Raw genomic sequence first — 26264 nt, 5'->3', positions numbered from 1 at the left:
CGTCGACAGCTAAGAAAAAGGCCGCCGGCAAGGCCGTCACCAAAAAAGAGTCGCTGAAAGCGGCAACGTCGACAGCTAAGAAAAAGGCCGCCGGCAAGGCCGTCACCAAAAAAGAGTCGCTGAAAGCCGCTGTTTCTACCGGCGAAAAAAAGGCCGTCAAGCGGAATGCCGCTATAAAAGAGTCTGCAAAAACCGCGACACCTTCCCGCGTCAAAAAGGCAGTCAAGCGGAATGCCACGGTCAAAAAGGTAAAAGCTGCCGAACCGGTTGTCAAAATAAAGAAACCGGTGACAAAGGTAAAAAAAGCGGACGCCGTAAAACGGTTGAAAAAGGAAGAGGTCGTAGAGGCCGAAGAATGATTGTATAATCGACATAATCAGGACCGTCCAACTGACGGTTATATATATCCCCCTATCAGGATAATGACAGAGACCCCGCAAGCCGGTTTCCGGCGGGCGGGGTTTTTTATATATTGACCGGTCGATTATTTGTTCAGCTGTTCCAGCAGGCATATTAAACTCGAAAACAACGCTTCCGGATATGCTTCTCCGTAGTATCCCGTAACATCTCCCAATATGATTCTCATCCCCGCCTTTTCGAAACGATGTACAAGCTCTTTACTCATAAGTTCCCTCATTTCAACAGCCTTTTCAAGGTGTGAAGATTCGAGAAATCCCGGTTCACAGAGGTTGAGTCAGATCATCTCCAGGGCCCTGAAAAGAGGCGGCCAGCAGATCCATTGAATACGTTCTTTTTTATTCTTGAGAAAAATTTCCAGCCATGGTTCTTTGTCTATATAATAGATCCTTCCTTTTTTGGCTGGGAAAAAACTCAATATGCCGGAATGCCCCATTTCGAAAAGCACATCCTGAATGGAACGCCATGCGTAATATGTCTGATCGGCGATTTCCTGAATGGCACCCTTCCCGTTTACCATCAGATAACAAAGTGTTTCACTTCGTGAAGATATTCCCATAAAAGAACGAAGCTGAAGCAGGAGGCTTGTCTTTTGTTTTACCGGGAAAACCCCGGACATCTCCCTGTTCTTAACCGGGTTTCGTATGAATCCGTATTTTCTGAAAACCGCATCATTTTCTCCGACAACAGGAACAGGATTCCCCGATTTCAGATAAAATAGATGGCCGGTTTTATCACCGCCTGTTTTCACACTACGGGCAAGCCCTTTCCATTTTATCTCCGGTTTGTTTTTCATAATAAGGGCGGCAATAGCGGCGAAAACTCCGGAAAAAACGAAACCTTCCAGTTTTAATATATTTCGAAGACGCTGGACGTTGATGAATCGTTCGTTTTTATCAAGCCAGTCGAGGATTTCATCGAAAAGACGTTGATCGTGACGGGTCGATGAGGTGTGAATCGGAACCCATCAGTGCGATTATATCAATGTCCTTTGTTGTTCTTGAAACGAGATTCGTCGCGATCAATGCCGAACCACCGCATACAACCAGGTTAATAGTAGAACTTTTTGCCGACTTAAACGTCGTTCGAGGAGAGTCAGTGCCTGTATTAGTATTTTATTGTCTAATTTTTCCATTATTACGCTATACCACTATTATATTACGTTACTAGGTAATAATAAAGCAGTTTCTTTACGTTCTTTTTCATAATTTTATTAAAACAAAAACACTCATACTCTTTCTCTTACAATCGCTTCGTGAGCATCGCGATCTTCGTGTTATAAAATTCTTATACGCGAAAAGGTTTCACTTTAAAAGGAGGCAGCCACGCACGCTGTCTCCTTTTTCTTTCGATCTCCCTACAGCGTCGAAAGCAGGCGTTCCACCTCGCTCTTTTTCGAATAATCCGGTTTTTTGGCCAGAAGGGTCTGAAGAAGGGTCTTCGCCCGCGGTTTGTCCCCTTCCTCGATGAGGATGAGGGCGTATTCGTAATACGCGTCCCAGTATGAGGGATCGATGCTGAGGCATTCGCTGAAGGCCTTCTTCGCTTCGGAAATTTTCCCCACACGCTTGTATGCCACGCCGAGATTGTAATGCGGCTCGATTTCGTTCGGTTCAAGCGAAACTGCTTTTTCCAGATACGGAATACTCTCCCTGAAGCTTTCCTTCGCGATATAGATACTTCCCAGATTGTTGTTCACCATGTAGCTGTCCGCATCGAGTTTGTAGGCGGCGCTAAACAGCGGGAGCGCCATGTCGTAAAGCCCCGAGGCTTTGTATATATTGCCGAGATTGACAAGGGGAAGGATATATCGCGGGTCGAGTTCGATCGCCAGTTTATAGTATTTCTGGGCGTTGTCCGTGTCTTTCAAGGCTTCATAGACTAAACCCAGCTGGTAGTTGTATTTCGGATTGTCCGGTAATGCCTTTACCGCCTCCTTTGCGTACGTGAGGGCTTCCTGCGGTTTGCCGATGTCGTATTTGACGACCGCCATTTTATAGTGCGCGTCGACGTAATCGGGTTCGAGGCGGAGCGCCTCTTTCAGAGCCTTTTCCGCACCCGTATAATCGCCCGTTTTTATCAGCGCATCGGCAAGATACCGCTGGTAGCGGGCGTCCGATGGTGAATAACGCACCGCGTTCCTGAAAGCCTCGGCCGCGGCCGCGTACTCCCCTTTCTCGTCGAGCAGCTGGCCGAGCTGTGAGTATGCCTTATCGTAATCCTTTTTATAGGAGATGGCCCGTTGAAAGGCCTTGATCGCCTCGTCACGGTCGCCGAGTTTTATATAACACAAACCCTTGTTAAAGTGGGCCTTTTCATGATTCGGTTTTATTTTGAGACACGATTCAAAGGATTTTCGCGCATCCGAATATTTCCTCATCCGGTACTGAACGACGCCGAGATTGTAATACGCTTCCCAATTTTCCTTGTCCAGAATAATGGCCTGTTTCCACTCGTTTTCAGCCTCATCGAGTTTTCCCCGTTGTTCATAGACTTCGGCGAGGACCTCGTGAGGGAGGGCCAGCGTCGGATCTTCCTGTACCGACTTTTTGGCGTTTTCCTCGGCAAGATCCTGGCTGTTTTCGTCCTCCGGATTTTCCCTGATATAACTCAGGCCGATGAGGGCGTGCGCCATGGCATTATCGTCGTCGAGTTCGAGTACGTCATCAAGGGTATCGCGGGCACCGTCGTAATCCCCGAGTTCTATCTGCTTTTCTCCCTTTTCAAGGAGATCCTTTACCGTCTCCTCTTTGCTTTTTTTCGGTGTCGGTGTGCCGCCTATCTTTTCTTCATAATATGTCGCTTGCGGCCCTTTTTGTTCAGTGTCCTTTATCGATTCGATGAGTTTATCCATCTGCCGCCGTTCCCTGTCGCGTTCCTTGTCGTCCGCAACATCCCTTTCCCGTTCGGCACGCTGTTTTTCATCCAGTATCCTGTCCTGAAGTTCGAGCACCTCCTCGTCATCGGGATTGTCGAGTAAAAGGTCTTCCAGAAGATTCAACGCGCGGTCATACTCCCCTTTCCCGGCATATCGCTCGATAAGTTTGATCGCGTTCTCTCTCTTGCCTTCTCCTCCTTCTCCCCCGCGAGGAAAAAAGAGGAAGAGGAGTACGATAATGATGATAAGGATAAGGGCAAATATAGCAAGTAAAATTTTTTTTCTGTCCACCGTATCCATTCCTTTCCGTTGATTATTGACATCCCCGTGCCGGATAACGTCCCGGGCAAAATGTATGGTATTTCACGATAAAAATATACCGACAAGAAGCCCCGGCTCGAACGAATCAGTCCTCGATATCTTCTTCTTCATAGTCCGATTCAAGGGTGTCGGTTCCCGCATGGATCACCTTGCTCGAATCTTCCGCCGAGTTGAGCAGTTTCAGGAGGTTCTCCAGATCCCGTTCCCTATCCTCCTTGTCCCGTATATAGTGGGAGAGGAGCGCTATCATTTTTTCGACTTCCGTCCGCTGGGGGGTCTTCGGGTATAACTCGAGATATTTTTCGTAATCCCTGATAATATCGCCGAAAGCCGCGATTTTCTCATCCCTGCTTTCGAGTCCAAGTGCAAGCTTGAGTTTCGTATTTGCCATATTGACATAGGTATCGGGTAATCCCGGATTCAAATCAAGCGCCTTCTTATACATTTCGAGAGCAATACTGTATTTTTTTAATGTATAATGGTTGTTTCCCAGATGGAAATAGAAAAGATATTTCGATTCATGGGCAATATTCAGCCCCCGTTTGAGAATTTCTATCGATTTATCGATATTTTTCATCATCTCATACACTAACGCAAGGTCTAAAAATATCCTCTCGTTTTCCGGATCCTCACTCAGGGCCATTTCGTAGAGGGGAAGCGCTTTTTCCGGTTTATTCTCCTGCAGCAGCTTGTCCGCTTCCTCCAGATAGGATGGAAAACAAAGCGTCTGAAATAGCAGCATAAAAACGATGCCTGAAACAAAGCTTTTCATCTCGCCGTCCTCCTTCATAAAAATATAGCACAATTCCTTATTTTTTTAAACGAGAATATTTGACAGAAGTAACGAAAAAAATTACCATTGTATCTGTAATACCAATACTTCCTTTATCGGGAAATATTGTTAATTGTCGGCCGTATTGAGGTAAAACGAGAGTTACAAGCGCACATTATCAATATGTAACGGCGAAAGCGAAGCGCGGTCATGGACGACACAATGTGAAAGGAATATGAAGGTATGATTCCTGCACTGATAGCCCTCATTATCATCATCGGCCTGGGATTGATTGTCTTTATCGTTATTATGATAAGGAGAATCCTTGGCCCAAGAAGGATCGAACAACTGGTCGAACTGCTGAACCAGAACAAGACCGGGTATGTCATCAGGTACGCAAAAAGGCTGATCGGCCGCGAACCCAGAAATACGGCAGCCCATTATATTCTCGGCAAGGCGTATTGTGCCGAGGAAAATTACGATATGGCACTCGTCGAGTTCCGGACGGTCAACAACATCGGCATATTCGATCATCAATATTGCCAGGAAATTCCTTTCAGGAAAGAAGTGGCCGAACTTTACAAGCAGTTCGAGCAGACGGAAGAAGCCCTGAAGGAATACCTCCTTCTCGCCCAACTCGAACCGTTCAATCCGGAGCATTATTATGAATGCGGCCTGCTTTTTGAAGAGCGCAACAACAACGAAGCCGCGGCCCAGTACTTTCAGAAAGCGATCGACGTCGATAAAAGCCATTCGAACGCGCACTACAAATTGGGGTATCTTAACTACCGCCAGAAAAAGACGATCGAGGCCAAAATCGAGCTCGAACTGGCATTGCGGCACAATCCGGAAAACAGATACGCCCACTTTTTCCTTGCCAAACTGCTCCAGGACGCGCACGATCTTTCGAACGCGATCGCGCATTTCGAGCAGGCGCAGAAAAGCCCCGAACTGAAAATGAAGGCGACGGTGGAGCGGGGTCATACCGCGATCATGATGGGCAAATACGAAAAGGCGATTCCCGAACTCCAGCGCGCGCTCACTTACTCGGCCGACGAAGGGGATAACGACACCCTCTACGGCCGCTACTACCTTGCCGAAGCGTATGAAAAAATCCGGGATATCGAACGGGCGGTCGAAAACTGGGAAAAAATATATGCGAAAAAACCGAACTTTCTGGACGTCTCGGGCAAGTTGAGCCAGTACCAGGAACTCAGAATCGACGACAGGGTGAAGGATTATCTGACATCGAAAAACGATGTCTTCATGTCGATGTGCAGGGAAGTCGTTGCCGCCATGAACCTCGAAATAAGGGAAACAACCGAACTCGCGAACGGCTGCCAGATCATTGCCGTCGAAGCGGAATCGAAATGGAGGAATGCACGAAAGCTTCCTCGGCTCATCCGCTTTTACCGTATTTCGGATGTGATCAAGGATGCGACGGTGCGCTCGATTCATGAAGAAATGAAGAAACTGAACGTCAACCGGGGGATTGTATTTACGACATCGGGATATTCGAAACCCGCCATGGATTTCGCGGAAACGCGGCCGATCGATCTTTTCGACAAAGACAAATTACAGGAATATCTCAACCAGACGACGAAATAAAAACGATCCGAATAGAGGCACGGGACGTCTTTACATCGACCGGGATTTATAATAAAAATATGTAACCGGTAACGGTTTTTTGGAAAGACACGGAAATACGGATATATGAACAAAGAAATCTCGCACCATAACACCGCACGACGAATCGCCGGGCGGAAAGCGGTGATGAAATGAAAATCCTCTGTATTGCCGATCACATCGATCCGAGGGTGTACAGCTGTAATATCAAAACCCGCTTTCCCGATATCGATTTTGTTCTGAGTGCGGGCGATCTCAGACTCAGCTACTATGATTTTATCACCACAAATTTGAACAAGCCGCTTTTTTTTGTATTTGGAAATCACCGGTTAAAAGGGATAGAATATTATAAAAAGGATTACGGTGTGGAATCATACATGCGGATGCATAAAAAAAGACAGGAACTCGCAGTAGGCGCCACCTACGTTGATTCAAAAATCGTCAAGGAAAAGGGCGTATTGATCGCGGGACTCGGGGGAAGCATCTGGTATAACGGCGGTAAAAACCAGTTTACCGAGTTTACCATGTTTCTTAAAATGCTTCACCTTCTGCCCCGGCTGCTGTGGAACAGGATATTTCATAACCGGTTTCTGGATATTCTCCTCACCCATTCACCCCCCTACGGTCTCCATGACAAAAAAGACAGATGTCACCGGGGTTTCAAGGTATTCCGGCTTTTTATGAAACTGTTCAAACCGGCGTATCTTGTTCACGGCCATGTGCATCTTTACAGCCTCGAAGACAAAAGAAAAGACGCCTTCTGTGACACGATGGTAGTGAACGCATACAACTACTGTATTATTGAATTATGAGGAAAAGAACAAATGATATATTCATACAACGAACAAGTACAGGTCGATTTTGACCGCGCTCGAACGCGTGAGGTTTTCGCGAAGATTTTCGCCCTGCTTAAAAATGAAAAGGATGAACTCCTCGCCTTCGATGACATAAAGTCCATTCTCAAACCGAAATCGACGACCTACAAGGGCACTTTTCCCGTCGAGATTTCACTGATCGTGGGAAGCGAAGGACGGTACAAGGATTTCAACAAGCGTTTCCTTCCGCGGTACCAGCACCTCCGGAGAAGATGGCAGCGAGTGGACATGGCCCATCATCAGAATAAAATACTTCCCGCCGTCAAACTCTATGAGATCGGCGGGGTCTATTTCGTGCGCGACGGAAATCACCGGGTTTCGGTGGCGAAGATGCAGGGCGCCGCGTTCATCGACGCCGAAGTGATCTCCCTCGATACCGAAATTACGATAACACCGGAGATGGGACGCAAAGACCTCAGCAATGCCGTCATCGCTTTTGAAAAGGAGCGGTTTTTCGAGGCCACCCACCTTGATGTATTGCGGCCCGAATGCTCCATCGAGTTTACCTCGATCGGACGGTACGACGACATCATAAAACATATCAACGGCCACAAGTATTTTATCAATATCGATCAGGAGGAAGAAATCCCGTTCGGAAAAGCGATGCTTTCCTGGTACGACAATGTGTTTATTCCGATAATCACCATTATCACCAAAGAAAATATATTGAACCGTTTCCCCGAACGGACACCGGCGGACCTCTATGTCTGGATCGTCCGGCACTGGCATGAACTGAAGGAACGATACGGGCACGATTTTTCCCTGAAACAGGCGGTACTGGATTTCTCGCAAAAATACGGAAAGAGTTTTTTTGACCAGATAAAAGAGATTCTGCGCCGCATCGGTTTTAAGATAATGAAGCGGAAACGATAACGGCATTTTTTTCATCACTGTTTCAACTGCGAAAAAGACCCGTATTCCCCGCCCCGGGAGGTAGCAATAAACTCCGGAATATATTACAATACGCACCGGACGCGACGGCGCATCGACAAGAAAGAAAGGCGATTGTATGATTCCATGCTGTTTCGACAATGAAAAATATCTCAAAGAACAGGAAGCAGCCATTCTCGATCGGGTACGCAGATTCAACAACAAACTCTACCTCGAGTTCGGCGGAAAGCTTTTGTTCGACTACCACGCATCCCGGGTTCTTCCGGGATTCGATCCGAATGTCAAAATGCGGCTTCTCAGAAAAATGAAGGACAATGTGGCGATTATCCTCTGTATCTATTCGGGCGACATCGAACGGAAAAAAGTAAGGGCCGATTTCGGGATCACCTATGATACCGACGCCCTCAAACTTATCGACGATCTACGGGAATGGGGTCTCGATATCGTCGGGGTCGTCATTACCAGATTCGAAGAACAGCCCGCGGCCATGGTTTTCAAGAACAAGCTGATGCGAAACGGCATCAAGGTCTACACGCACCGCTACACCAAGGGGTATCCCACCGATGTCGATCTCATCGTCAGTGATTCAGGCTACGGTGCGAACGAATATATCGAAACGAACCGGCCGCTCGTCGTCGTCACCGGTCCGGGTCCGGGAAGCGGCAAACTCGCCACATGCCTTTCACAGCTTTATCACGATTACAAACACGGCATTCATTCCGGATACGCGAAGTTCGAAACATTCCCCATCTGGAACCTCCCCATCAAGCATCCGGTCAATATCGCTTATGAAGCGGCAACCGCGGATCTCGCCGATGTCAACCTTATCGATCATTTTCATCTCGAGGCGTACGGGGAGAAGGTCGTCAATTACAACCGGGATCTCGAGATATTTCCGGTTCTAAAGCGTATCCTCGAAAAAATTACGGGCGGCGAGTCCGTTTACAAGTCCCCGACGGACATGGGGGTCAATCGCGCCGGCTATGGTATCACCGACGACGAGGCTGTCCGGGAGGCAGCAGGACAGGAAGTCATCAGACGGTATTTCCGTTACTCATGCGAATACAGAGCGGGACTTTCCGATTATCATACGGTCGAAAAGAACATCCTTCTCATGGAAGAACTCGGTCTGACTCCGGAATCGAGAAATACAGTCATTCCCGCGCGTAAGGCGGCGGAAGAGGCCCGACAAACGGGAAAGGGACACAATGGTATCTTCTGCGGCGCGGCAATCGAGCTTCCCGACGGAACGATCGTCACTGGGAAAAACTCGACGGTGATGCATTCGGCGTCCGCCATGGTATTGAACGCGATCAAATATCTCGCGCAGATTCCCGACACGATCCATCTCCTTCCCGAATCGATTATCGCCTCCGTGTGGAAACTGAAAAGCGACGTCTACGCTTCAAAACAATTGAGTCTCGATCTCGAGGAAACACTGATCGCCCTCAGTATCAGCGCGACGAGTAACCCGGTCGCCTCGATCGCCCTTGAAAAACTGAAAAGCTTCAAGGGGTGCGAGGTCCATATGACCCATATCCCTTCTCCCGGCGACGAGGCGGGCCTGAGAAAACTCGGTGTCAATCTGACCGGTGAACCGAATTTCGCGACCAAGGACCTTTTTCTGGGGTAACGTAGGGTACCCGTCTTCTTGACAATACCTTCCTGCCATGATAGTGTTATCCATATAATGTTTTCAGGAGAGCGGAATGCGGTGTGAATCCGCAGCGGTCCCGCCACTGTAACCGGGGACGAAAGCGGCATGAAAGCCATTGCCTGCCTCAAGATGTGACGAACATCATATGAGGGGGTGAGAAGGCGGCCGTGAATAGGATGAACCGGAAGCCAGGATACCCTCCGGAAAAAAAACCTCGAGGTAAGGGAAGATGAATAAAGCAGTATTCTGCCGTATCAGGTATTTCTCTCACAGAGATAAAAGCCGTATCAAAACGCACCGTCATTTCTCATCGACACCGTATTTCTTGAGTTTTTCTTCCGGAGTAAAGCGACCCGTAACGTAAAAAACAGGAGACCTTCATATGGCCAGATTGTTCATCATGATCCTCTGTATAATGACGGCGCCCGCTTTTTTTTCTGCGGCCGATAATCCGGATACCGGTACGGAAAAACAGGAGGAAGAAGAGGAATCGATCCGGATCGCCCTCGAAGAGGTCGTGGTCACCGCGACCCGCAGCGAAACATCATTAACCGGTGTTTCTCAACATGTGACCGTTTTGACCGAAACCGACATCGAAAACATAGGCGCAACCACCCTTTCACAGGTACTCGAAAAGCGGACGGGCGTCTCTATATCGGATTACGGACCGGAAGGGTCGGTTGAAGCCGTTACCATACGCGGTTCCACATCCACCCAGGTCCTCGTTCTGGTCAACGGCGTGCGGGTGATCGGTTCGCACGGCGGCGCCGATATCTCACTCATCCCCCTCGAAAATATCGAACGCATCGAAATAGTACGCGGGGGAACGAGCGCCCTCTACGGGGCGGACGCGATCGGCGGTGTGATCAATATCATCACCCGAAAAACGGGCAAAGCCTTTTTACGGGTGGGGCTCGAAAACGCAAGCTATCTCCCGCAAGGGGCGTTCAAAGGTTCGGGAAGCGACGAATACTTGGCGCCGCCCGATCTCATGAGTCTCGTCGATACGCAAAAACTCACCATCGGTTTCGGCATCCCGATCGGTCCGCTTTCATGTATCTGCGCGATTAATGGCATCAGGGCGGCAAACGAATACCCGTTCATCGATCTGACGGGTGAATCCAGAATCCGTGAAAACTCGGGCCTTCTGGGGTGCGACGGGTCGATCGATATGAGGTACACCGGAGAGTCCTGGTGTATCGATTTCTCCGGTATGGGGCTGTATCACGAACATGGCTCACCCGGAGAGCTGGGATCGACCACACCCGATGCTTCGCAACGGGAAGCCATGGCGGGATGCACACTCGGAATGACGAGTCAAAAGTTTTTCACCGACCTCATCACCCTCGATCTCAAGGGCTTTATGCAGTATCATTCACTCGATTATACCGACCCCCATGCCGGGGTCGATTCGACCCATACGACATTCTCTTTCGGTTGCGACCTCACGCAGGAGTTGATGCTATCCGACTATATTTCCCTCCTCTACGGAGGAACCTTCTCCGCCGACCGCCTTGACAGCACGGACATGGGAAAGCGTGAACGGAATAATGTGTCGGGATTCATTGAGGTTCCCCTCTTTCCCTCACCGGATCTCACGATCCGGCCGGCTTTCAGATACGATTATTTTTCCGATTTCGGAAACAGTCTCACCTTCCGCGCCGGGTTCAGCCTGCTTTTCTCCGATTCGCAATCGATAAAAGGGAGTTTCAGCCGTTCTTTCCGTGCACCGACCTTCAATGACCTTTACTGGCCTGCGGACGCTTTTGCGGAAGGAAATCCCGATCTCGCACCGGAACAAGGGTATGAAGGCGACCTTGGCATATGCGGCTCGGCCGAAAATATCGCATACACCTGTTTCTTTTTTTTCCGTTATATCGATGAGGTGATCCTCTGGCTGCCAGGCCCCGACACCATCTGGCGGCCGACAAACCACGGAAAGGGGATTTACCCGGGATTCGAAACATCATGGAAAATCGGGTTGCCGGATTCCTTCGAGGTAGCTTTAGACTATACATTCATCTACTCTTTCGCCCTCACCGGCGACATCGACATATCCGACGACAAACGCGTTCCCCTGGTCCCCCTTCATAATCTCGCCGCACAATTGACGTATCATGAAAAGCGGTTGATGTATTCCATCTCCGCCCGCTACGAAGGAAAACGATTTCTCTCCGTAGCCACTTCCTCGACACTCGATCCGTATCTCATCCTCGATCTCCACCTCAAACTTTTTCTCTCAAAATCAGCGACACTCTCTTTTTCCGTGGATAATCTCTTTGACGAATCACGGGAAAGTATTGGCAACTACCCCCTGCCGGGATTTACCTTTCGCACGGGGTTTGAATTGAATGTTCGATAACAAGGTTTTATGTAAGGAGTAATCATGAAAAAAAGACAATTGTCGTACTCAGGTTTTCTATGGCTTTCCGTCTGTATGATCATCATCACCTTCAGCGGATGCGGTCTGTTTGAAAAAGAAGAAAAGCCCTATGACGATGAGCCGCCTGTATTGATCGACCTCGGTTCGGGCGGTGCCACTCCCCTTCTGGCTCTCGACGGAAACATCCTGATCGGTTTCAACAGCTACGCGGGGACCGGTTCGCTCGCCTCATACGATCCTGAAACCGGTTTAGTTTCCTCTACGGGAGTCGTCGGCACCGATATCGCCGCGATGGCGTATCATGCCGGTTCGAAACGGATCTATGTCACCGGCAGCACGACGGGTACCGCGTATATCGATACGTCGCTTCCCGAAAACGGATGGAGCGCGGTCCCGGTGACCGGGGGCGGCGCTCCCGGCGCCGATCTGGCATTACACGGCGACAAGGTCTATGTCGTCAATACAACATGGATGGAACCTATCGAGAACACCCTCTTTATCATCGACGCAGTAACGGGCATAATAACATCGACGGTCGATCTCAATGACGGCGCGCCAACCGACCGGGACGGACTTTCAAAAATAGGTGTCGATCCTGCATCCGGCTTCCTCTACATTACCGATACCTCAGACGGCGACATCTTCACATGCGGCCCGGACGGATCGAACATCGTTTTTCTCACGACCACGGCCGCCGGTTCCACCGGCGACATCTACTTCGACGGCGGGTATGCGTATGTCCTCGTCGGGCTGACATCGAGCGGATCGATGGGCGTCCACCGGTTCGACCCGGAAAGCCCTGCCGCGGTGACTTCCCATTTTTCTCAGAGCGCGTCGATAAGCGCGCAGTATATGGCGTTCGCGGACGAGCACATGGCGTATGTCACTCATTACAACGGCGGTGTCTATTCATTCGATCCCTCGACACCGGATTCGGGATTCACCATCCTCAAAGGGACCGTTCCCTTGACAGCGACAGGCCTTCAGGATATCATTCTGGAAAACGGAATACTTTATGTGACGATCAATAATTACATGAAGAACAGCTACCTCATGCTCGCTGATCAATCACGATAAAAGGGGTTGTATGCCGGGAAAAAAAAGAAAAAAATGGCCGTGATAATCGATTTGTTTCACAAAGGGGGAATTCTTATGTACCCCCTTCTGATATGTTCCCTCATGACACTCGCGATCGTTATCGAACGCGCGTTTGTCTTTTTCCGTTCGGGAATAAAGCGGAAAGACCTTCCGTCGATCCCGGAGGTTTTCGGGTCGGGGAAGGCCGATGTGGTGCGTTCATCTTTGGCACGTAATAGCGCACCGGTACGGATCCTCGTCAGGGAAATATTCCTCAGGCGAAACGAACCGGAAGAGGCAATCGAACGCGACATCTCGCTTCTGGGCGACCGGCTGCTCAATTCTCTGAAAAACCGCCTTCATCTCCTCGCACTGATCGGGAAAATCGCGCCCATGATCGGCCTGCTCGGAACGGTCACCGGTATGGTCAGGGCGTTTCAGACGATCGCCTCCGTCGATGCGGTACCAGATGCCTCCCTGCTTGCGGGCGGCATCTGGGAGGCGCTCATCACTACCGTGTTCGGCCTTATTGTCGGCATACCGGCCCTGATCGCCTATCACCTTTACCTCGGCCGTCTCCGCCACATCGCCTTTCAGATGAAACACACGGGAGAGGAGTTGATTTCACTCATAAAACGATGATCGAGTTCAAAAATTTCGAACATGACGAGTATGACGACCACGGGCCCGAGATTACCCCGCTGATCGATATGGTTTTCCTCCTTTTGATTTTCTTCCTGCTTACCTCATATTACAGCAGGCCGCAGATTCCCGTCGAACTCCCCGAATCCGATCAGGGCCTGATCCTCCCCGAATCGCCGCTTCTCGTTACGATACAGAAAAACGGAACGATCCTGCTCGACGGCGCACCCGTCCCGCTTTCCGCACTTCTCGCCGCGCTCGGGGATCTTCTTTCGGACCGTGAAGAGAAGGAAGTGGGACTGCAGGTGGGACTCGATGTGCCCTTTCAGGATGTCATCGAGGTCATGGACATCGCTAAAGAATCGGGGGCGGAACACTTCCGTTTCATTGTGGAAAAGAAACCTGAAAAAGATTTATGAACGACAAACGGTACCGGGTATGGCTTTCATTCCTCTTTTCCGGCATGCTTCATGCCGCCGCCTTCTGTGTCCTCTCATATTCCCCCCCCGCGGATACAGCCGAAGGATCGGCGTCGCATGAAGGGGGCATGAAGGCGACGTTGACCTATATTCCCGCCCGGAATCATGAACGGAATGAACAAACGGCGTTGGTTAAAAAACATTCTCCATTGACGGTCGAGAAAGAATCGGGAAACACCCTGTCATCCGAACCTGTTAACCACGATACATCACCCGATAACGGTCTTCCAGAGACGGCCGGAAGAGAAGGACAGGAGACGACAATCAATACAACGGGAACGGGAAAAGATATCGAACCCGACCCGGCCGAGGTATTCAGGGGGCTTTACGAAAGAATACGAAAGAATACCGTCTATCCGCGCGCCGCGCGGCGAAGAAATCTCGAGGGAACGGTGGGGATTTCGTTTACCATCGACTCTGACGGTGACTATCTCGGATGCAGGATAACGTCAAAAGAGGGATCGTCGATCCTCGAGCGGGCGGCTGTTTCCGTCATCAAATCGGTATTGCCCTACCGGCACAACCTGGGTAAAACGGTGACGCTTGAGGTTACCATCACCTACAGCCTCGAGGAATAAGGGGGCGTCTTTCGTCCGATCGATGTATCGGGACGGAAAAAACGCTTTGACGGAAAGCGAAATGCCATTACATCGAGTAGTGAAACTCTTCGATTTTCAGGATAATTTCATATTCATTTCCGGTGGCTAATTCCCGCTTTTTGTTTATAAAATCGTTATAAGCTATTTCGATGACGATATTATTGTTCGCAGAATCGTTTGATGTGTTTGAGTCTTCGGCCATGACACCTCCGAATGTCTATTTCTTTTCCTCGCGAGAATCCCGATGAACCCCGCGAATTTCAATATTCAGAAAATATTCTTTGATGAAGCGGGCATTGAATATCCGGTCATCCAATTCCCGTTTCTCTTCATCCAAAAAAACGACCTTTGTATTGACGATGAGTGTATATGTCTGATCCCCGGTCACACCGTTTTTCAAGGACACCGTGCATTCGTACGGCCCGATCCTGCTTCCGCCCAGAAAAGGGAAATTGTTCCCGAGTCTGATCCCGGTAAAATCGGTTTCAAACTCAAACAATAAAACGATGAGTCGATAGACCGATTCATCCTGCCTGACGATCGCTGCAACATGTTCAAACGCTACACTTCCCTCGGAAAAACAAAATACGCCCTGTATAAAAAAGATGACGATAAACATCAACGTCCGCGAGATGTAAAAACCCGTTCTTCTATTGACCGAGGTATCTGACCCGTGCATTGGTGATATTTCCTCCTTGCTGGTTCCAGTTATTGATTGCCCGCCGGCCGCCCCCCATAAATACATCGATATGATAGTCATCGATCGCCCCGCCCGTATCGTCTGCCCTTCTTTCACCGACACGTTGAATATCGACCCGGTGATTCGGCGGAATCACCGCGGGATCGACGGCGATGGAGGTGCCTTCCTCGATCTCATTGTAGGCGCCGCCCGCGCCGTAAGCGAATACGGCGTCATCCTGATTGTCGATTTCATCGTAATGTCCCGTCCAGCTTAAGTTCTGCGGATTGGTAATATGTATGTATCCGTTCGATTCCGTCAGCCCCGTCCCCTGCATACAGACTCCCGTGCCGTCGTACAGAAAATCACTCCTGTGTTGTTCGTTCAGTCCTTCGGCATCGACAAGCGGACCGCTGAAATCGCTTTCATGACAAAAGTGATAGGCGGTAACGAGAAATCCGCTTTCGTACCAGGCTTCCGTGAAATCGACCGTGAAGTCTTCAGCCTGGATATCGTAATCGTCGCAATCGATGGAAAAGACGGCCTCCCCGGATTCCCTCGTTTCCACCCGGATAGAGGTCTTCCCGTTTTCATCCGTGGGCTGCGGCTGTTGGAATTGAAATGCGGAACCTCGGTCGACCGTCACGGTAAGACTGACGTCACTCAACGGCGTCTCACCCTGTTTGACTTCAATCTGTACATCGATACGCCTCTTGACTTTGCCGCCTTCCACCCGTGACTCCGTCGGAATGATCGGAATACCATCGGCATAAGTATCTGTGTCGACCGACATCACGGCCGTGGCCCGCTGTGTATAAATATCGAAATAGACCCTCTCGGATACGCCGTCTGAGCGGGTACTTCCTTTTTTTATGGTCGCCTCTTTTGAAACATTCATGCGAACCGCAAGTGTTTTCGCTTCATCGTCATGTGAGTATTGTATACTTTTTATAAAATCATTGTTCAGTTCGTCCCGCCGTCCCGCCCACTGGAGGAGCGGCGAATCGGATGAAAGCTCGATACGATCGAGTTCGAACGAGAAAACGTGATCGTCCGTCCCCTTCCCCTCTTCGGCGATATCGAAACGATTGACATCGATCGGTTCATTGAAAATACAGACGACCCTCCAGTACGGGGGAGCCTCATTGGAATGATCGCCGTCTATGATATTACTCAACTGTATCGGGGGCGGCTCGCCGATTTTGACATTGAGCCGGAACGCTTCATCGTTTCCCGTTTCATAATGGGTCGCTTCAAATTGTCCTTTGAGAAGGATTTCGACGCTGGAAAGGACATCGCCGTTTCCGGTATTACAGACGATTTTCTCCGTATACCGCATGCCGGTGAGTTCCCTCGTATAGCGATCGCCGTTTTTATCCCAGTTTTTGATATCGGAATCTTCAGCCAATGCCACACCCTCGAGGCCGACTACATAGCGATATCCGGTCTCTTCATCCCCCTCCATCCGAAACACGGTATTGCTTTCGGGAATTTCATCGTCGAATTCGAATTGTATTTTATCGATCGCCGCCCCGCTTTCATTCGTTTCCTGTGAACTCGTTGCGGATTGAAGTTTCACGTTGGTGCTTCTGCCGATATCGACGATAAATCCGGAGTTTCCCTCTCCTTCTGCGATGCGGGCCGTATAATCCGCTTGCTCCGTCACGTCGAATACCACCCGTACACGGTTTTCCGTGTTTTGGGAATAACGCACCCGTATCAATTCGCCTTTATTGACATTGAGGGGATTGGCCGAACCCGCCGGAACCGCAAGCAGGGCGTTCTCGAGATCGAAGAAAAGCCTGCGCGGTTTGCCGTCCGTTTTTTCAATTTCGGTAAACCTCGGTATTTCGACCGCGTGGCTTACCGCTATTTCGACCCGGATACAGGGCGGACTGTCGGCGAGACGATCAGTAAAGCCGATGCGCGTCACCCTGAGCGTGAAAGCGTTGGGATCGACATCGGCCTCGACAAAGGACTGCCATTTTTTAAAAATATTCGATTTGTCCGCCGGGTACCGTTCCACGAGGGGAAGAATGATATCGGGAAACGCGAGAATATCGACAAAGGCGTCATCCGGAATTTCTGCGCTGTGCGTGTCTCCCGTTCCCAATATGTCGGCCGTTTCGAGAGTGACGGAAAGGGAAGTATCGAAGGCGGCATAATAACGGTCGTACATGATCGAGAGTGCACTCGCGCGGGGCACCCCCGTTCCTTCCCCCTCGACCTCGTACCCATTGTCCTCTTCGAACGCCTTGACCGCCTCTTTCTGGCCGGGGCCGTTGGTATCATCGATCGCCCGCCCGGTATCGTTTGGGTAATCGTAGTAATAGGGACCGGAACCGTCGGGTTTTGTGAGAAAACTCAGTATCGTTTGTATTTCGAAATTCCCCCAGTTCGAATCATAGTCGAACCTGGCAATCCAGCGGAGTTTGCCGTCGCCATTGTTTAAAGCGAGAAAACCGATGGCTTCCGCCCGTTTTTCCGACAACGTCGTCTTGTTTCCGCAGGAATTATCCGCGCCGCCGGCATACCCCAGGCAGAGACATTTGACATGGGGATTTTCCCTTTTAATTGCGGCCAGAGAACTCAACAGACTGCAGACGCCCTGTTTGGGAAAACTTCTGTTCGCGTCGAACATTCCGGACGCGAATCGAAGGCGTTTGCACTTCAAGGTTGCCAATTCGATGAACGTGACGGGATTATAATGCCAGACTTTCGGGCTGTCCGGGAGTTCGACTCCCGCGCTTTTCGCTTCATCCCAGAAATTGTACGCCCGCAATCTGTCCGGAAGCCCGATATTCTTCCAGTTGAGAAATCCGCGGTTCTGTAGTTCATTCACGGCAGTGTCCCAGTCGATCGCGTTTTCGAGGATAAAATAACAGGCGTAGTAACGCAGTTGTTTCGCGGCTCCATTGTTGTACCGGTAGAACCGGATGATTTCTTCCGCGGTGAGGAGACCGTCGCCGTGTCTTGTGGTCAGGTCCTTTACATCGATCATCTCGATCATCGAATCGAGATCGATGATCGAATCGTTATCCCCGTCCACCGGGCTTCTCGTCCACATTTCCCCCATCAGACGGTGTTCGGAAAATATTTCCCAATGGATCATCGGGGTGCGGTAATCCGGCGAGCCGTAAAGCCCCGATGTCCAGATCTTTTCACCGGTCGATATCGATTTGTCGTCGAACGTGCACACCTCACCCTTTTTGAGGCGTGACAGTATATTCGAATCGGTGACGAGTATTTTCTGGTAATTGATCGTCCGCTCGGTCTGCAGCCAGGGAATCGTTATCAGGTTGGCATTCGAATCCATAAGCGGTTCCCAATGGAGATGCATATATAGTGAATAGTATTTCTCCTCGCCGAACGTGTGCTCGAGCAGTATGAAATTGTTGCTTCCGTAATGCCGGCAGGCCTTGTCTTCTTCGGCCAGGCGCGCGGCGACGAGTTTACCGCCGGCCATCGCGAGGACGGGTTCGCCCGTGGCCTGCGTGTGAATGTGCAGGCCGCCGTGCCAGATCGTGTTCGCGCCGACCGGGAAATACCCGCCCCTGTGCGCGATTTCCGTATGATGATAGTAGCGTTCAAGGGCTGCATGGGTGGGCTTTATCCCCGAACCGTTCTCGATTGCCGTGTCCGAGGTGTTGATGTCGATTGGCAGTGAATATCCCATGATTTCTTCCCAGCGGAATGCCGGCCCGACGTCCTGTTTGCCCGTCCTGAAGTTCGTATGGGTGAGAATGCCCCTGAAGTTTTTCATTTCATTTTCCGAAAGAAAATCGTTTATTCTTTTTTTGGGAAGGAATTTATGCCGGATATTGAACTTCATACAGAGGTAAGGAATCAGGCGCCGCAACGCTTTATATTGCTCCTGTGAATATGTCGCGTAATAATAATGGCCCCGGAACTCCTCATAATGCCGGTAATAATAGTCAGAGTCCGATATACGGCAGTAATTATACGGAGCGAGATCGTTTTTTAATATGTCACCGTCCCTGTCCAGCCAGCCTTTGTTGCATATTTCTATCGCGATCGTCTGTTTGCAGCAGAAATCATCATAATTTGCCGGAATTCCCAGGTGATTCGACCAGTACTTTGGATCGAACAATTCATAGACGGTGCCGTCGCGGGCGATCATGTAGGCGACACTCACGTCGTAATCCTGCCTTGTCAACCACGGCAGCGCCGAGGAGACCGGTCCGACCGTGTAATGAAGCACGATCTGGTGCTTTGTCGTTTCTTCACTGTGGTAATAACCGGTCCGCCAGTTGACCATTTTATACACCTTAAGTCCGCCGAGGTATTTTTCTTCGAGGTTGCTGCCCGTCTTGCGGGCATTGAAAAAATTCGTTTCCAGTGTCGCCCAGTCATCGATTAACATCGGTAATCCTTACTCCTTGAATAGTATCATATAGGACCCCAGCCGGGTTACCGGGTCTTTTTTTGCGTACAGGGTAATGCCGCCGGAGGCATAATGTCCGATCTCGCCCGGAGCCCCGAGTTCGACGGGCGCAAGCCCCCCGTTTCCGATACTCACGGGTTTTCGTTTGTATCGGGCGATGTCGCCGGTATACATGAGCTGTCCTTCTTGCTCGGAATAAAAATCAAATCCGATGTTACCCTGAAGCGATACGGAAAGCCGTTCGACATCACAGACGGCCAAAAGCGTTACCCGCGCGCTGGCGCCGTCATCGAAATAGAGAAGATGTTTTTTAATAACGTCTTCCTGAATGCCGTACGTCGATGCCGTTTTTTTTATCTCATCCGTTTTATCCCCGATATCGACGTAACCATATTCAAAAAAAACCTCAACCGATTTTCCGACCAGAAGAACATCTTCCTTTTCTTCAAACCCGGTAACATCCTCGAGGTAGAATTCCGTTTCAGAACCGCCTGCGAAAAGGATGAGATCGGAGGGTATCAGAGCCCCTTCGAAACCGCTTTTAACCCGGTATAAAAGCAGAAAGGGATGGTTCCTTCCGAAATAATAATAAACGGTGCCTGCGTCTGTTTCGGAAAGTTTTCTCACGATCTTATTCCGATAGACGGTACGGGTATCCCCTCCCGTTTGTTCCGCCTCCACAACATGCGCCGTATCGATTCCGAAATAACCGGCAAAGAGGGACGCGTTGACTTCTGTCTTGAATCCGCCAATCTCGAGTTCGTATGTTTTTTCACCGTTTCCGGAAACTTCACGTATTGAAACAGGACAACCTTTCGCTTCCCATATCGCTTTATTTTTTACGACTTCTGATTTTTCGGCGGCTTTTCCGAAGCGGATAATGAAACACGACTGCCGATCGGGCGTATCGGAATACACGGAAAGCGTCACGTAAAACAGGACGGCGGCTGTCAACAACAGGCGAAGCCCCTTATTAACGCGCCCATTTTTTTTCATTCTGCCTCCTTGAGGATCCCCATTGTGTGTGGTTCTCCGTTCCAATCCGCCATCGTGATATCCCGGCAGCTGTTACTTGTATAAACGATCTTTATACCCCGGTATATATCGAATGTATTTTTTATTCGGTCACTCGTTATGACATCCGCATAGTTTTCGACATGCAATACGGCGAGACCGGAAAGACGTCCGTTCCTGTCGAATTGCTCGAGATACAATATCTCTGTTTCATAAAACATGAGTCTGCCTGCGTCCGTGTAATTTCTGTATTCCGCTCTCAGCACATACACCTTGCTTCCGATGCATTCGAAATCGTCGTAATGATCGAGTATCGTGATATTGTCAGCCAGCATTCCGTTTTTTTCCGGGTAATAGAAACATAAAGCGTCGTTGTTCTCATAAACAAGCAATTGATTGCCGGGTGAATAGTGGAATTTTCCGGTGACACGGTCGAGTATTTTTTTCCGCTTTCCGGATTCGATATCCAGTCGATACAGCACATTCCTGTGCGTATAGAAGAGATTTTTTTCATCCAGAAACTGGAACCTGTTCGCGCTTATCACGACTTCGGACCTGCGCCGTGTTTTCATATCGAAAATCACGATCCCATTGTTTTTTTTATACGCGACCGACGTATTCGAAACAAACTCGGGTGACACGACCATTCCCGTATCGATGACAATGCTTTCCCGCTTCACGCGGTCAAAGAGGAACAACCCGTTATCCTCCGGGGAGTACGTATTCACCAGAATGGCGATGTATCTGCCGTCGTCCGCGACACGGTAACCGGCCGCGTTCATCAACAATATATAGCGCACGTCCGAGCCTTTTATATAAAAAAGACCGAAATCATCCGAGTCGATCGTTCTCCCGAGCCCGTCCGAAAAGGGAAGAATTACCGCGGTTCCGGCATCGTCCGACCCGCCGCGCCCGATCGCATATGTCCTCAAATGGAATGAAAAGCCGCCGCATTCATTTGAAAAACGGAGCGTTTCGTTCTTCATGTCGTATCGAATCCCCGCCTCCGCATCGATCGCGCATGTCAAAAACGTTTCAACACCGTCCTTGACACTAAGCAGCTGCGGAGGATATTCACCGTGATGAGGATCATCCACATAACGCTGGCAGAAATACCCGTTTTCGTCGACCGCCTTGGGATTTTTGTACTGTACCGTCTGAAGCAGCGTGTTTGCTTCTCCATACGATACTGCGCAAAACACGATAACGAACACGGCGGTGAGTATTTTTATTTGAAACAGCGGTTCAAGCCCGCGACAATTTTTGAACATATACTCTTCTGATTTTCTTCCTTTATCAAAAAATTCAATTCATCCGGATTGGTCATAAACCCGAGTTCCAGCAAAACACCGGGTATCTCTCTGGTATCGCGCAATACTTTGAAATTCGCTTCCTTTTTGACACAACCCGGCTTCAAGCCGCCGAGTTCGGAAGCGATATTTTCCTGCAGTATTATACTTTTCGGATGTGCCTTGTAAAGGATCGTATCTCCTTTCGTATTCTTTACGGTTTTCTGCATATAAATCAATCCGCCCGATTTTGTCGTATCGGGAACGGGAATCGTGGAGCTGGTTCCGTCTTCAAATGTATAATAATAGTATCCGTCTATCTTTTTGGCACGAACTTTTTTCAACTCATCTTTCGTCAGTGTTTTTTTAGCGGCCGAGTTCGTATGCAGGGAAATGAAAACGGCCACCTTCGATTTCACGCTGTTATCAGTCAATTTCTTGTTGACGAATTGACAGACGTTGTCCAGTGATTTGACTTCGGAGGAAGTCGTGCGGGTTATCTCAACCGAATAATTGTCGGCTTCCAGTTGACTTTTGAGTTTTAACGCGATCTGAAGCACGACGGACGCTTCCCGTTTTATTTTCGTATCATAAAAGCCGTCGCGTTCTTTCATGTTTTTTACCGCAAACGTCTTCCAGTCATCCGTGAATCCGACGCATCCGTAATCGAATTTCGTGTTTCTATGTCCGGGGTTAAGAAACACAATGACGTTTTTTATTTTTTTCTTCCCGCCGTCGAGAACGATGAAATTTTTTTTACTGTCGACTTTTTTCAAAAACCGGTCATAACACCACCCCTCAACACCTTTCGACACCCGTATATTTATCCACGTTCCGTTATGCCCCTGAATGACTTCCGCCTTTCCCGTTTTGATATATTCGACAATTACCCCCTTATTCAGCTTGAGGAAACTCTTTCCGCCCGAAGAATCGCTCATCCTCACATTGAGCCCGTCAATCGTCACGATATAATAATCGGTTCCATCAGTCGGGGTTCCTTCCGTCTTATTTTCTTCCGTTTTTACTTCCGCCGTTCCGCTTTCTTCTTTTTTTTCCTCCGTCTTTTTTTCTTTGGTCACGATTTTCTTGATTTCCGCGCCAGGAAGAAAATATTCGACCACCCCGCCTTTGTAATCTTCGGGGGCTACCCCGTACCTCACCATAAACAAATCCTTGACGACCGTCGCATAGTCGGCTAATGGAATACCTTGCGATATTTTTGATTCTTCCTTCGAGAGGTCCCTCGTCACTCTCCATGCCGATGGATAGGAGGTGTTTTCCCGATTCTTTTTTCTAACAATGTGATAATAACCCGGGATGCAGACGCAACATGATTCACCCGATTGCAGCAGGCCTTTATAAACGTCGCCCCAATTCCATTCGTCATGCTCCTCGGAAGCCTTGAGGCACTTGTCGCTGAACGCGCCTTTGTCGGATAAATGAGAAAAACCGGAGAAAAGCTTCTTTTTGACGTCTTGTGATTGTTTGGTGATAAAATCGTCGAAAAAATATGATGCGACGGAATAGACACCTATATCCGTTTTGTTTTTTGAAAAATCCGCCCACCGTTTATTGCCGTTTCCGAGTGTGAAAATGAAATAACTTCTGTAAAATAACATGTTTGCCAGCCTTATCAGTCTCTATTCATATATTATTTTTACATCGCCAAGAGGTATGTCTTCGACAAATACCCTGCCGTTATTGATGGAAACTTCTCTTTTGCTTCCGTCGCCAAGAATCAGGGTGAGTTTTCCGCTGTCGACCAATTCCCCGCTGGAATCGTAGACATACAGTTCAAAATCGGCACCCGTCTTTAAAACAGGACTTTCCTCACTCGTCACTTTTTTGTCGAGTGTTTCCAGCGTAAAGATATATTCAGGTGTATTAGTATGAGTTTCGGTTTCTTCATCGTCTTCTCTGTCTTCGTAATATATCACCTGCCACCCGAACTCAATCCTGTTTTCATCATTTACCGCTACGATATCGCTGCGGATAAAGTCGTTTTCCGTTTTGTAATTCTTTTCATATATCGTAATCCGTACCGGATGGTCTGGCTCGATATTTTTGACATCCGCGGCCAGTGTAATAATATCGTTTATTTTGGCCTTCTTTACTTCACTGTCATTTTTAAGCCACTTCAGACCGCTGAATTCAGGGGGTTCTGTTTTGGTCTTACTTTCTTCTGCCGCCGGTTTCTGAGGTTCTTCTTCAGCCGGACTGCTATTCGCTTTTTTCTCCCCGGATTTTTCTTCGGTCTCATAGAGGATCGTCACCATACCCGGCACAATATCGTCCAGCTCTATGATGCCGTTATCATCGGGTTTTTTAGACAATTCCTGTTTATCGGCAGTGACAACCTTCAGGGTTTTATCAAACGCTTCATTGCCATCTGTCGTGATCCTGATTTTTATGCTGTCGTACACCTCGATGCCGCCGCTTTCGACTTCTTCACACCGGTACGAAGCGGCGGTAAAGATAAATTTCGGTTTTTCGGTAATAGGATTTTCGGGATCGTGGACGTGAACATATCGCCACGCCGCTTCCGCCTTTCCGCCTTTGTTCGAGGCAATGATTTTCGTTACCGGCGGGTCTTTTTCACGATCCGCTCCTTCTTCCCACACAAAAAAATGGACCGCGGCATTCTCGTACTGGTTTTGGAGATGTACGGTCAACGTTACCTCTTCGCCCGCCTTTACCCTGGATGAACTCCACTCCGGATCGACCAGACTCCTTTTGATATCCTGCGGCAGCGGTCCCCCGGCGGGGGCGATAGGATCGCGGGTATTTATGATAAATCCTCCGTCTTTCTCGAATTGTTCCGAATCCATGCCCGGAATCATGATCGGAAGCGGTACGGCCGCACCAACCGCGACAATCGTACAGGTTTCCTGCGGCTGCGGGTCACCGCAGGTTTTTACCATGCTTCCCAACACCGCCGCCTCCCTGCCGTTGATCTTGACGGAAGACTCGGTGCCGGAAGAGACTTCCCCCTCATTGTTCGGATTTTTAGCGAACTTAACCCCCGGCGGCATGGGGATATGGCCAGGTGTCGAATATTTGGATTTGCTGCCCTTCATCGCGGCGGCCTTGTCATTGATTGTCACATCATCCGATAGTTTGTCCGCCAGTTTACCGACATAAGGGTGAGGGATCATCGGGACGGTTATAAGTCCCGAATTGGTGGGAACCTTGATATCGTGCATATCCACACCGATTACCTGATCGTCCTGTTTCGCCATCTGTTTGACGCCAGCCGTCACGCCGGAAGATCCGTTCAGCTTGACTTTCTTGCCGGACAATACCGCGTTGTTGCCTGAAGCGTATTCCATACCCTTCCTGGATTCAATAGCGAGGTTTTCCTGTTTGCAGGTGACTTCGAGTTGTTTATCGATCTTGAAATTGACTTCCTCTTCCACTTCCATGATGATTTTGCGACAGGAAACGGTAATATCACCGCTTTCATTGACGATTTCAAGCCCTTTCTCTTTGTCGAGGACAAGCCGCATTTTTCCGTCCTTTGTATGAATCGATATACATTCGCCGCCTTCGGTATCGTCCAGCGTGATAACGGATCCGCTTTTTGTCGTCATCGTCTTGAGATTATTGTCCTTGTTATCCGAGACAGGGGCTTTGGCCCTGGGTGTATACATACAGCCCAACACGACCGGCTTCGCCGGATTGTTGTTGAGAAAGGTACAGACGACCTGATCCCCGATCTCCGGCATCGTCCAGACCCCTCGTTCGGGTCCGGCATAGGGTCGGGCAAAAGGTACCCAGCAGCTGACGACACTGCTTCCCATATGAGGAAAATGCAGTTTCAGTCTTCCGTACCCGTCCGGATCCTCGTTGTCTTCGACGATGGCAAAAGAAAACCGAAGACAATACTCGGGTTTTTTTAAAAAAATTCCGGTATCGGAACCGACGGGATTGTAATATCCGGTCCTGATCCGGTTTAATTTCGCTGCATTGAATAGCGTCATCAGTCTACCTTTCGGTTTTACCTGCGCACGCGGGAACACACCTTTCAGGGCGTCCGGTGTATCCGGGTGAGCCAGGATACCGTCATGTTTTTTTATCAAAAAGCATACGACAATGTAATAGGGTATGGTATTGCATATTCCGATTTGAGTCAAGTATACCGTCATAGTGACACGACAACGCGGTTCCGTCGGAAACGATTATCGCCTTGAGTCGGGCTTTATGTAACGTTGACACTTGACAGATGAATTTTTGTTTCATACTATTCATGGAAACGTAAAT

Annotated in this window: 21 protein-coding genes and 1 riboswitch; of the genes, 10 read left to right on the top strand and 11 right to left on the bottom strand. The window is 49.3% G+C overall.

What is annotated here, in order from left to right; all coding sequences use genetic code 11:
- On the top strand, nucleotides 1-359 hold a 359-nt coding region (locus JW881_11870), incomplete at its 5' end, for a hypothetical protein (protein MBN1698203.1).
- Nucleotides 360-484: 125 nt separating this feature from the next.
- Here the strand turns inward: JW881_11870 and JW881_11865 are convergent.
- From JW881_11865 to JW881_11850, 4 genes are all read right to left on the bottom strand, one after another.
- Nucleotides 485-625, bottom strand: a complete 141-nt coding sequence (locus tag JW881_11865) for a hypothetical protein (GenBank protein ID MBN1698202.1) — start codon at nucleotides 623-625, stop codon at nucleotides 485-487.
- A 69-nt stretch (nucleotides 626-694) separates the two neighbouring features.
- Nucleotides 695-1213 (bottom strand): hypothetical protein, encoded by a 519-nt coding sequence (locus JW881_11860; GenBank protein MBN1698201.1) that lies wholly within the window; start codon nucleotides 1211-1213, stop codon nucleotides 695-697.
- 561 nt (nucleotides 1214-1774) lie between these two features.
- Nucleotides 1775-3586, bottom strand: coding sequence for a tetratricopeptide repeat protein (locus tag JW881_11855; GenBank protein ID MBN1698200.1), 1812 nt, complete (start codon nucleotides 3584-3586; stop codon nucleotides 1775-1777).
- Between the two features lie 115 nt (nucleotides 3587-3701).
- The gene (locus tag JW881_11850) at nucleotides 3702-4388 is read right to left on the bottom strand and encodes a tetratricopeptide repeat protein (protein ID MBN1698199.1); all 687 of its coding nucleotides are present in this window, start codon (nucleotides 4386-4388) and stop codon (nucleotides 3702-3704) included.
- Between the two features lie 246 nt (nucleotides 4389-4634).
- Here JW881_11850 and JW881_11845 point away from each other — a divergent pair, with 246 nt between their 5' ends.
- The 9 genes from JW881_11845 (at nucleotide 4635) to JW881_11805 (ending at nucleotide 14596) form a co-directional block, all read left to right on the top strand.
- On the top strand, nucleotides 4635-5996 hold the full coding sequence (locus JW881_11845; GenBank protein ID MBN1698198.1) for a tetratricopeptide repeat protein: 1362 nt from the start codon (nucleotides 4635-4637) through the stop codon (nucleotides 5994-5996).
- Between the two features lie 170 nt (nucleotides 5997-6166).
- Nucleotides 6167-6826: a metallophosphoesterase gene (locus tag JW881_11840; protein MBN1698197.1), complete on the top strand. Its 660-nt coding sequence runs from the start codon at nucleotides 6167-6169 to the stop codon at nucleotides 6824-6826.
- Nucleotides 6827-6838: 12 nt separating this feature from the next.
- Nucleotides 6839-7762, top strand: a complete 924-nt coding sequence (locus tag JW881_11835) for a transcriptional regulator (protein MBN1698196.1) — start codon at nucleotides 6839-6841, stop codon at nucleotides 7760-7762.
- Between the two features lie 136 nt (nucleotides 7763-7898).
- The gene (locus JW881_11830; GenBank protein MBN1698195.1) at nucleotides 7899-9413 is read left to right on the top strand and encodes a DUF1846 domain-containing protein; all 1515 of its coding nucleotides are present in this window, start codon (nucleotides 7899-7901) and stop codon (nucleotides 9411-9413) included.
- Nucleotides 9414-9461: 48 nt separating this feature from the next.
- Nucleotides 9462-9657, top strand: a riboswitch (cobalamin riboswitch).
- A 162-nt stretch (nucleotides 9658-9819) separates the two neighbouring features.
- On the top strand, nucleotides 9820-11799 hold the full coding sequence (locus JW881_11825) for a TonB-dependent receptor (protein MBN1698194.1): 1980 nt from the start codon (nucleotides 9820-9822) through the stop codon (nucleotides 11797-11799).
- Between the two features lie 24 nt (nucleotides 11800-11823).
- Nucleotides 11824-12897: a hypothetical protein gene (locus tag JW881_11820; GenBank protein ID MBN1698193.1), complete on the top strand. Its 1074-nt coding sequence runs from the start codon at nucleotides 11824-11826 to the stop codon at nucleotides 12895-12897.
- A 75-nt stretch (nucleotides 12898-12972) separates the two neighbouring features.
- Nucleotides 12973-13539 (top strand): MotA/TolQ/ExbB proton channel family protein, encoded by a 567-nt coding sequence (locus JW881_11815; protein ID MBN1698192.1) that lies wholly within the window; start codon nucleotides 12973-12975, stop codon nucleotides 13537-13539.
- The gene (locus JW881_11810) at nucleotides 13536-13958 is read left to right on the top strand and encodes a biopolymer transporter ExbD (protein ID MBN1698191.1); all 423 of its coding nucleotides are present in this window, start codon (nucleotides 13536-13538) and stop codon (nucleotides 13956-13958) included. Before JW881_11815 ends, JW881_11810 begins: the two co-directional genes overlap by 4 nt.
- A complete protein-coding gene (locus JW881_11805; GenBank protein MBN1698190.1) occupies nucleotides 13955-14596 on the top strand; it encodes an energy transducer TonB in 642 nt (213 codons plus the stop codon). The genes JW881_11810 and JW881_11805 overlap by 4 nt, the downstream gene beginning before the upstream one ends.
- Nucleotides 14597-14663: 67 nt before the next feature.
- Here the strand turns inward: JW881_11805 and JW881_11800 are convergent, their stop codons facing one another.
- The 7 genes from JW881_11800 to JW881_11770 are packed head-to-tail and all read right to left on the bottom strand — an operon-like array spanning nucleotide 14664 to nucleotide 25984.
- On the bottom strand, nucleotides 14664-14819 hold the full coding sequence (locus JW881_11800; protein MBN1698189.1) for a hypothetical protein: 156 nt from the start codon (nucleotides 14817-14819) through the stop codon (nucleotides 14664-14666).
- A gap of 15 nt (nucleotides 14820-14834) precedes the next feature.
- Nucleotides 14835-15296 carry a hypothetical protein gene (locus tag JW881_11795; GenBank protein ID MBN1698188.1) on the bottom strand — a complete coding sequence of 154 codons (462 nt, stop codon included), beginning with the start codon at nucleotides 15294-15296 and terminating at the stop codon, nucleotides 14835-14837.
- On the bottom strand, nucleotides 15268-19680 hold the full coding sequence (locus JW881_11790; GenBank protein MBN1698187.1) for an N-acetylmuramoyl-L-alanine amidase: 4413 nt from the start codon (nucleotides 19678-19680) through the stop codon (nucleotides 15268-15270). Before JW881_11790 ends, JW881_11795 begins: the two co-directional genes overlap by 29 nt.
- Before the next feature lie 9 nt (nucleotides 19681-19689).
- Nucleotides 19690-20697, bottom strand: a complete 1008-nt coding sequence (locus tag JW881_11785) for a hypothetical protein (GenBank protein MBN1698186.1) — start codon at nucleotides 20695-20697, stop codon at nucleotides 19690-19692.
- Nucleotides 20694-21986: a hypothetical protein gene (locus JW881_11780; GenBank protein ID MBN1698185.1), complete on the bottom strand. Its 1293-nt coding sequence runs from the start codon at nucleotides 21984-21986 to the stop codon at nucleotides 20694-20696. The genes JW881_11785 and JW881_11780 overlap by 4 nt, the downstream gene beginning before the upstream one ends.
- Complete coding sequence (locus tag JW881_11775) at nucleotides 21944-23623, bottom strand: N-acetylmuramoyl-L-alanine amidase (protein ID MBN1698184.1); 1680 nt, start codon at nucleotides 23621-23623, stop codon at nucleotides 21944-21946. The genes JW881_11780 and JW881_11775 overlap by 43 nt, the downstream gene beginning before the upstream one ends.
- Nucleotides 23624-23644: 21 nt before the next feature.
- The gene (locus tag JW881_11770) at nucleotides 23645-25984 is read right to left on the bottom strand and encodes a hypothetical protein (GenBank protein ID MBN1698183.1); all 2340 of its coding nucleotides are present in this window, start codon (nucleotides 25982-25984) and stop codon (nucleotides 23645-23647) included.
- Nucleotides 25985-26264 lie beyond the last annotated feature (280 nt).

This window comes from Spirochaetales bacterium (assembly GCA_016930085.1).
Classification (GTDB): Bacteria; Spirochaetota; Spirochaetia; order SZUA-6; family JAFGRV01; genus JAFGHO01.
This window is presented reverse-complemented; position numbering and strand designations above follow the sequence as displayed.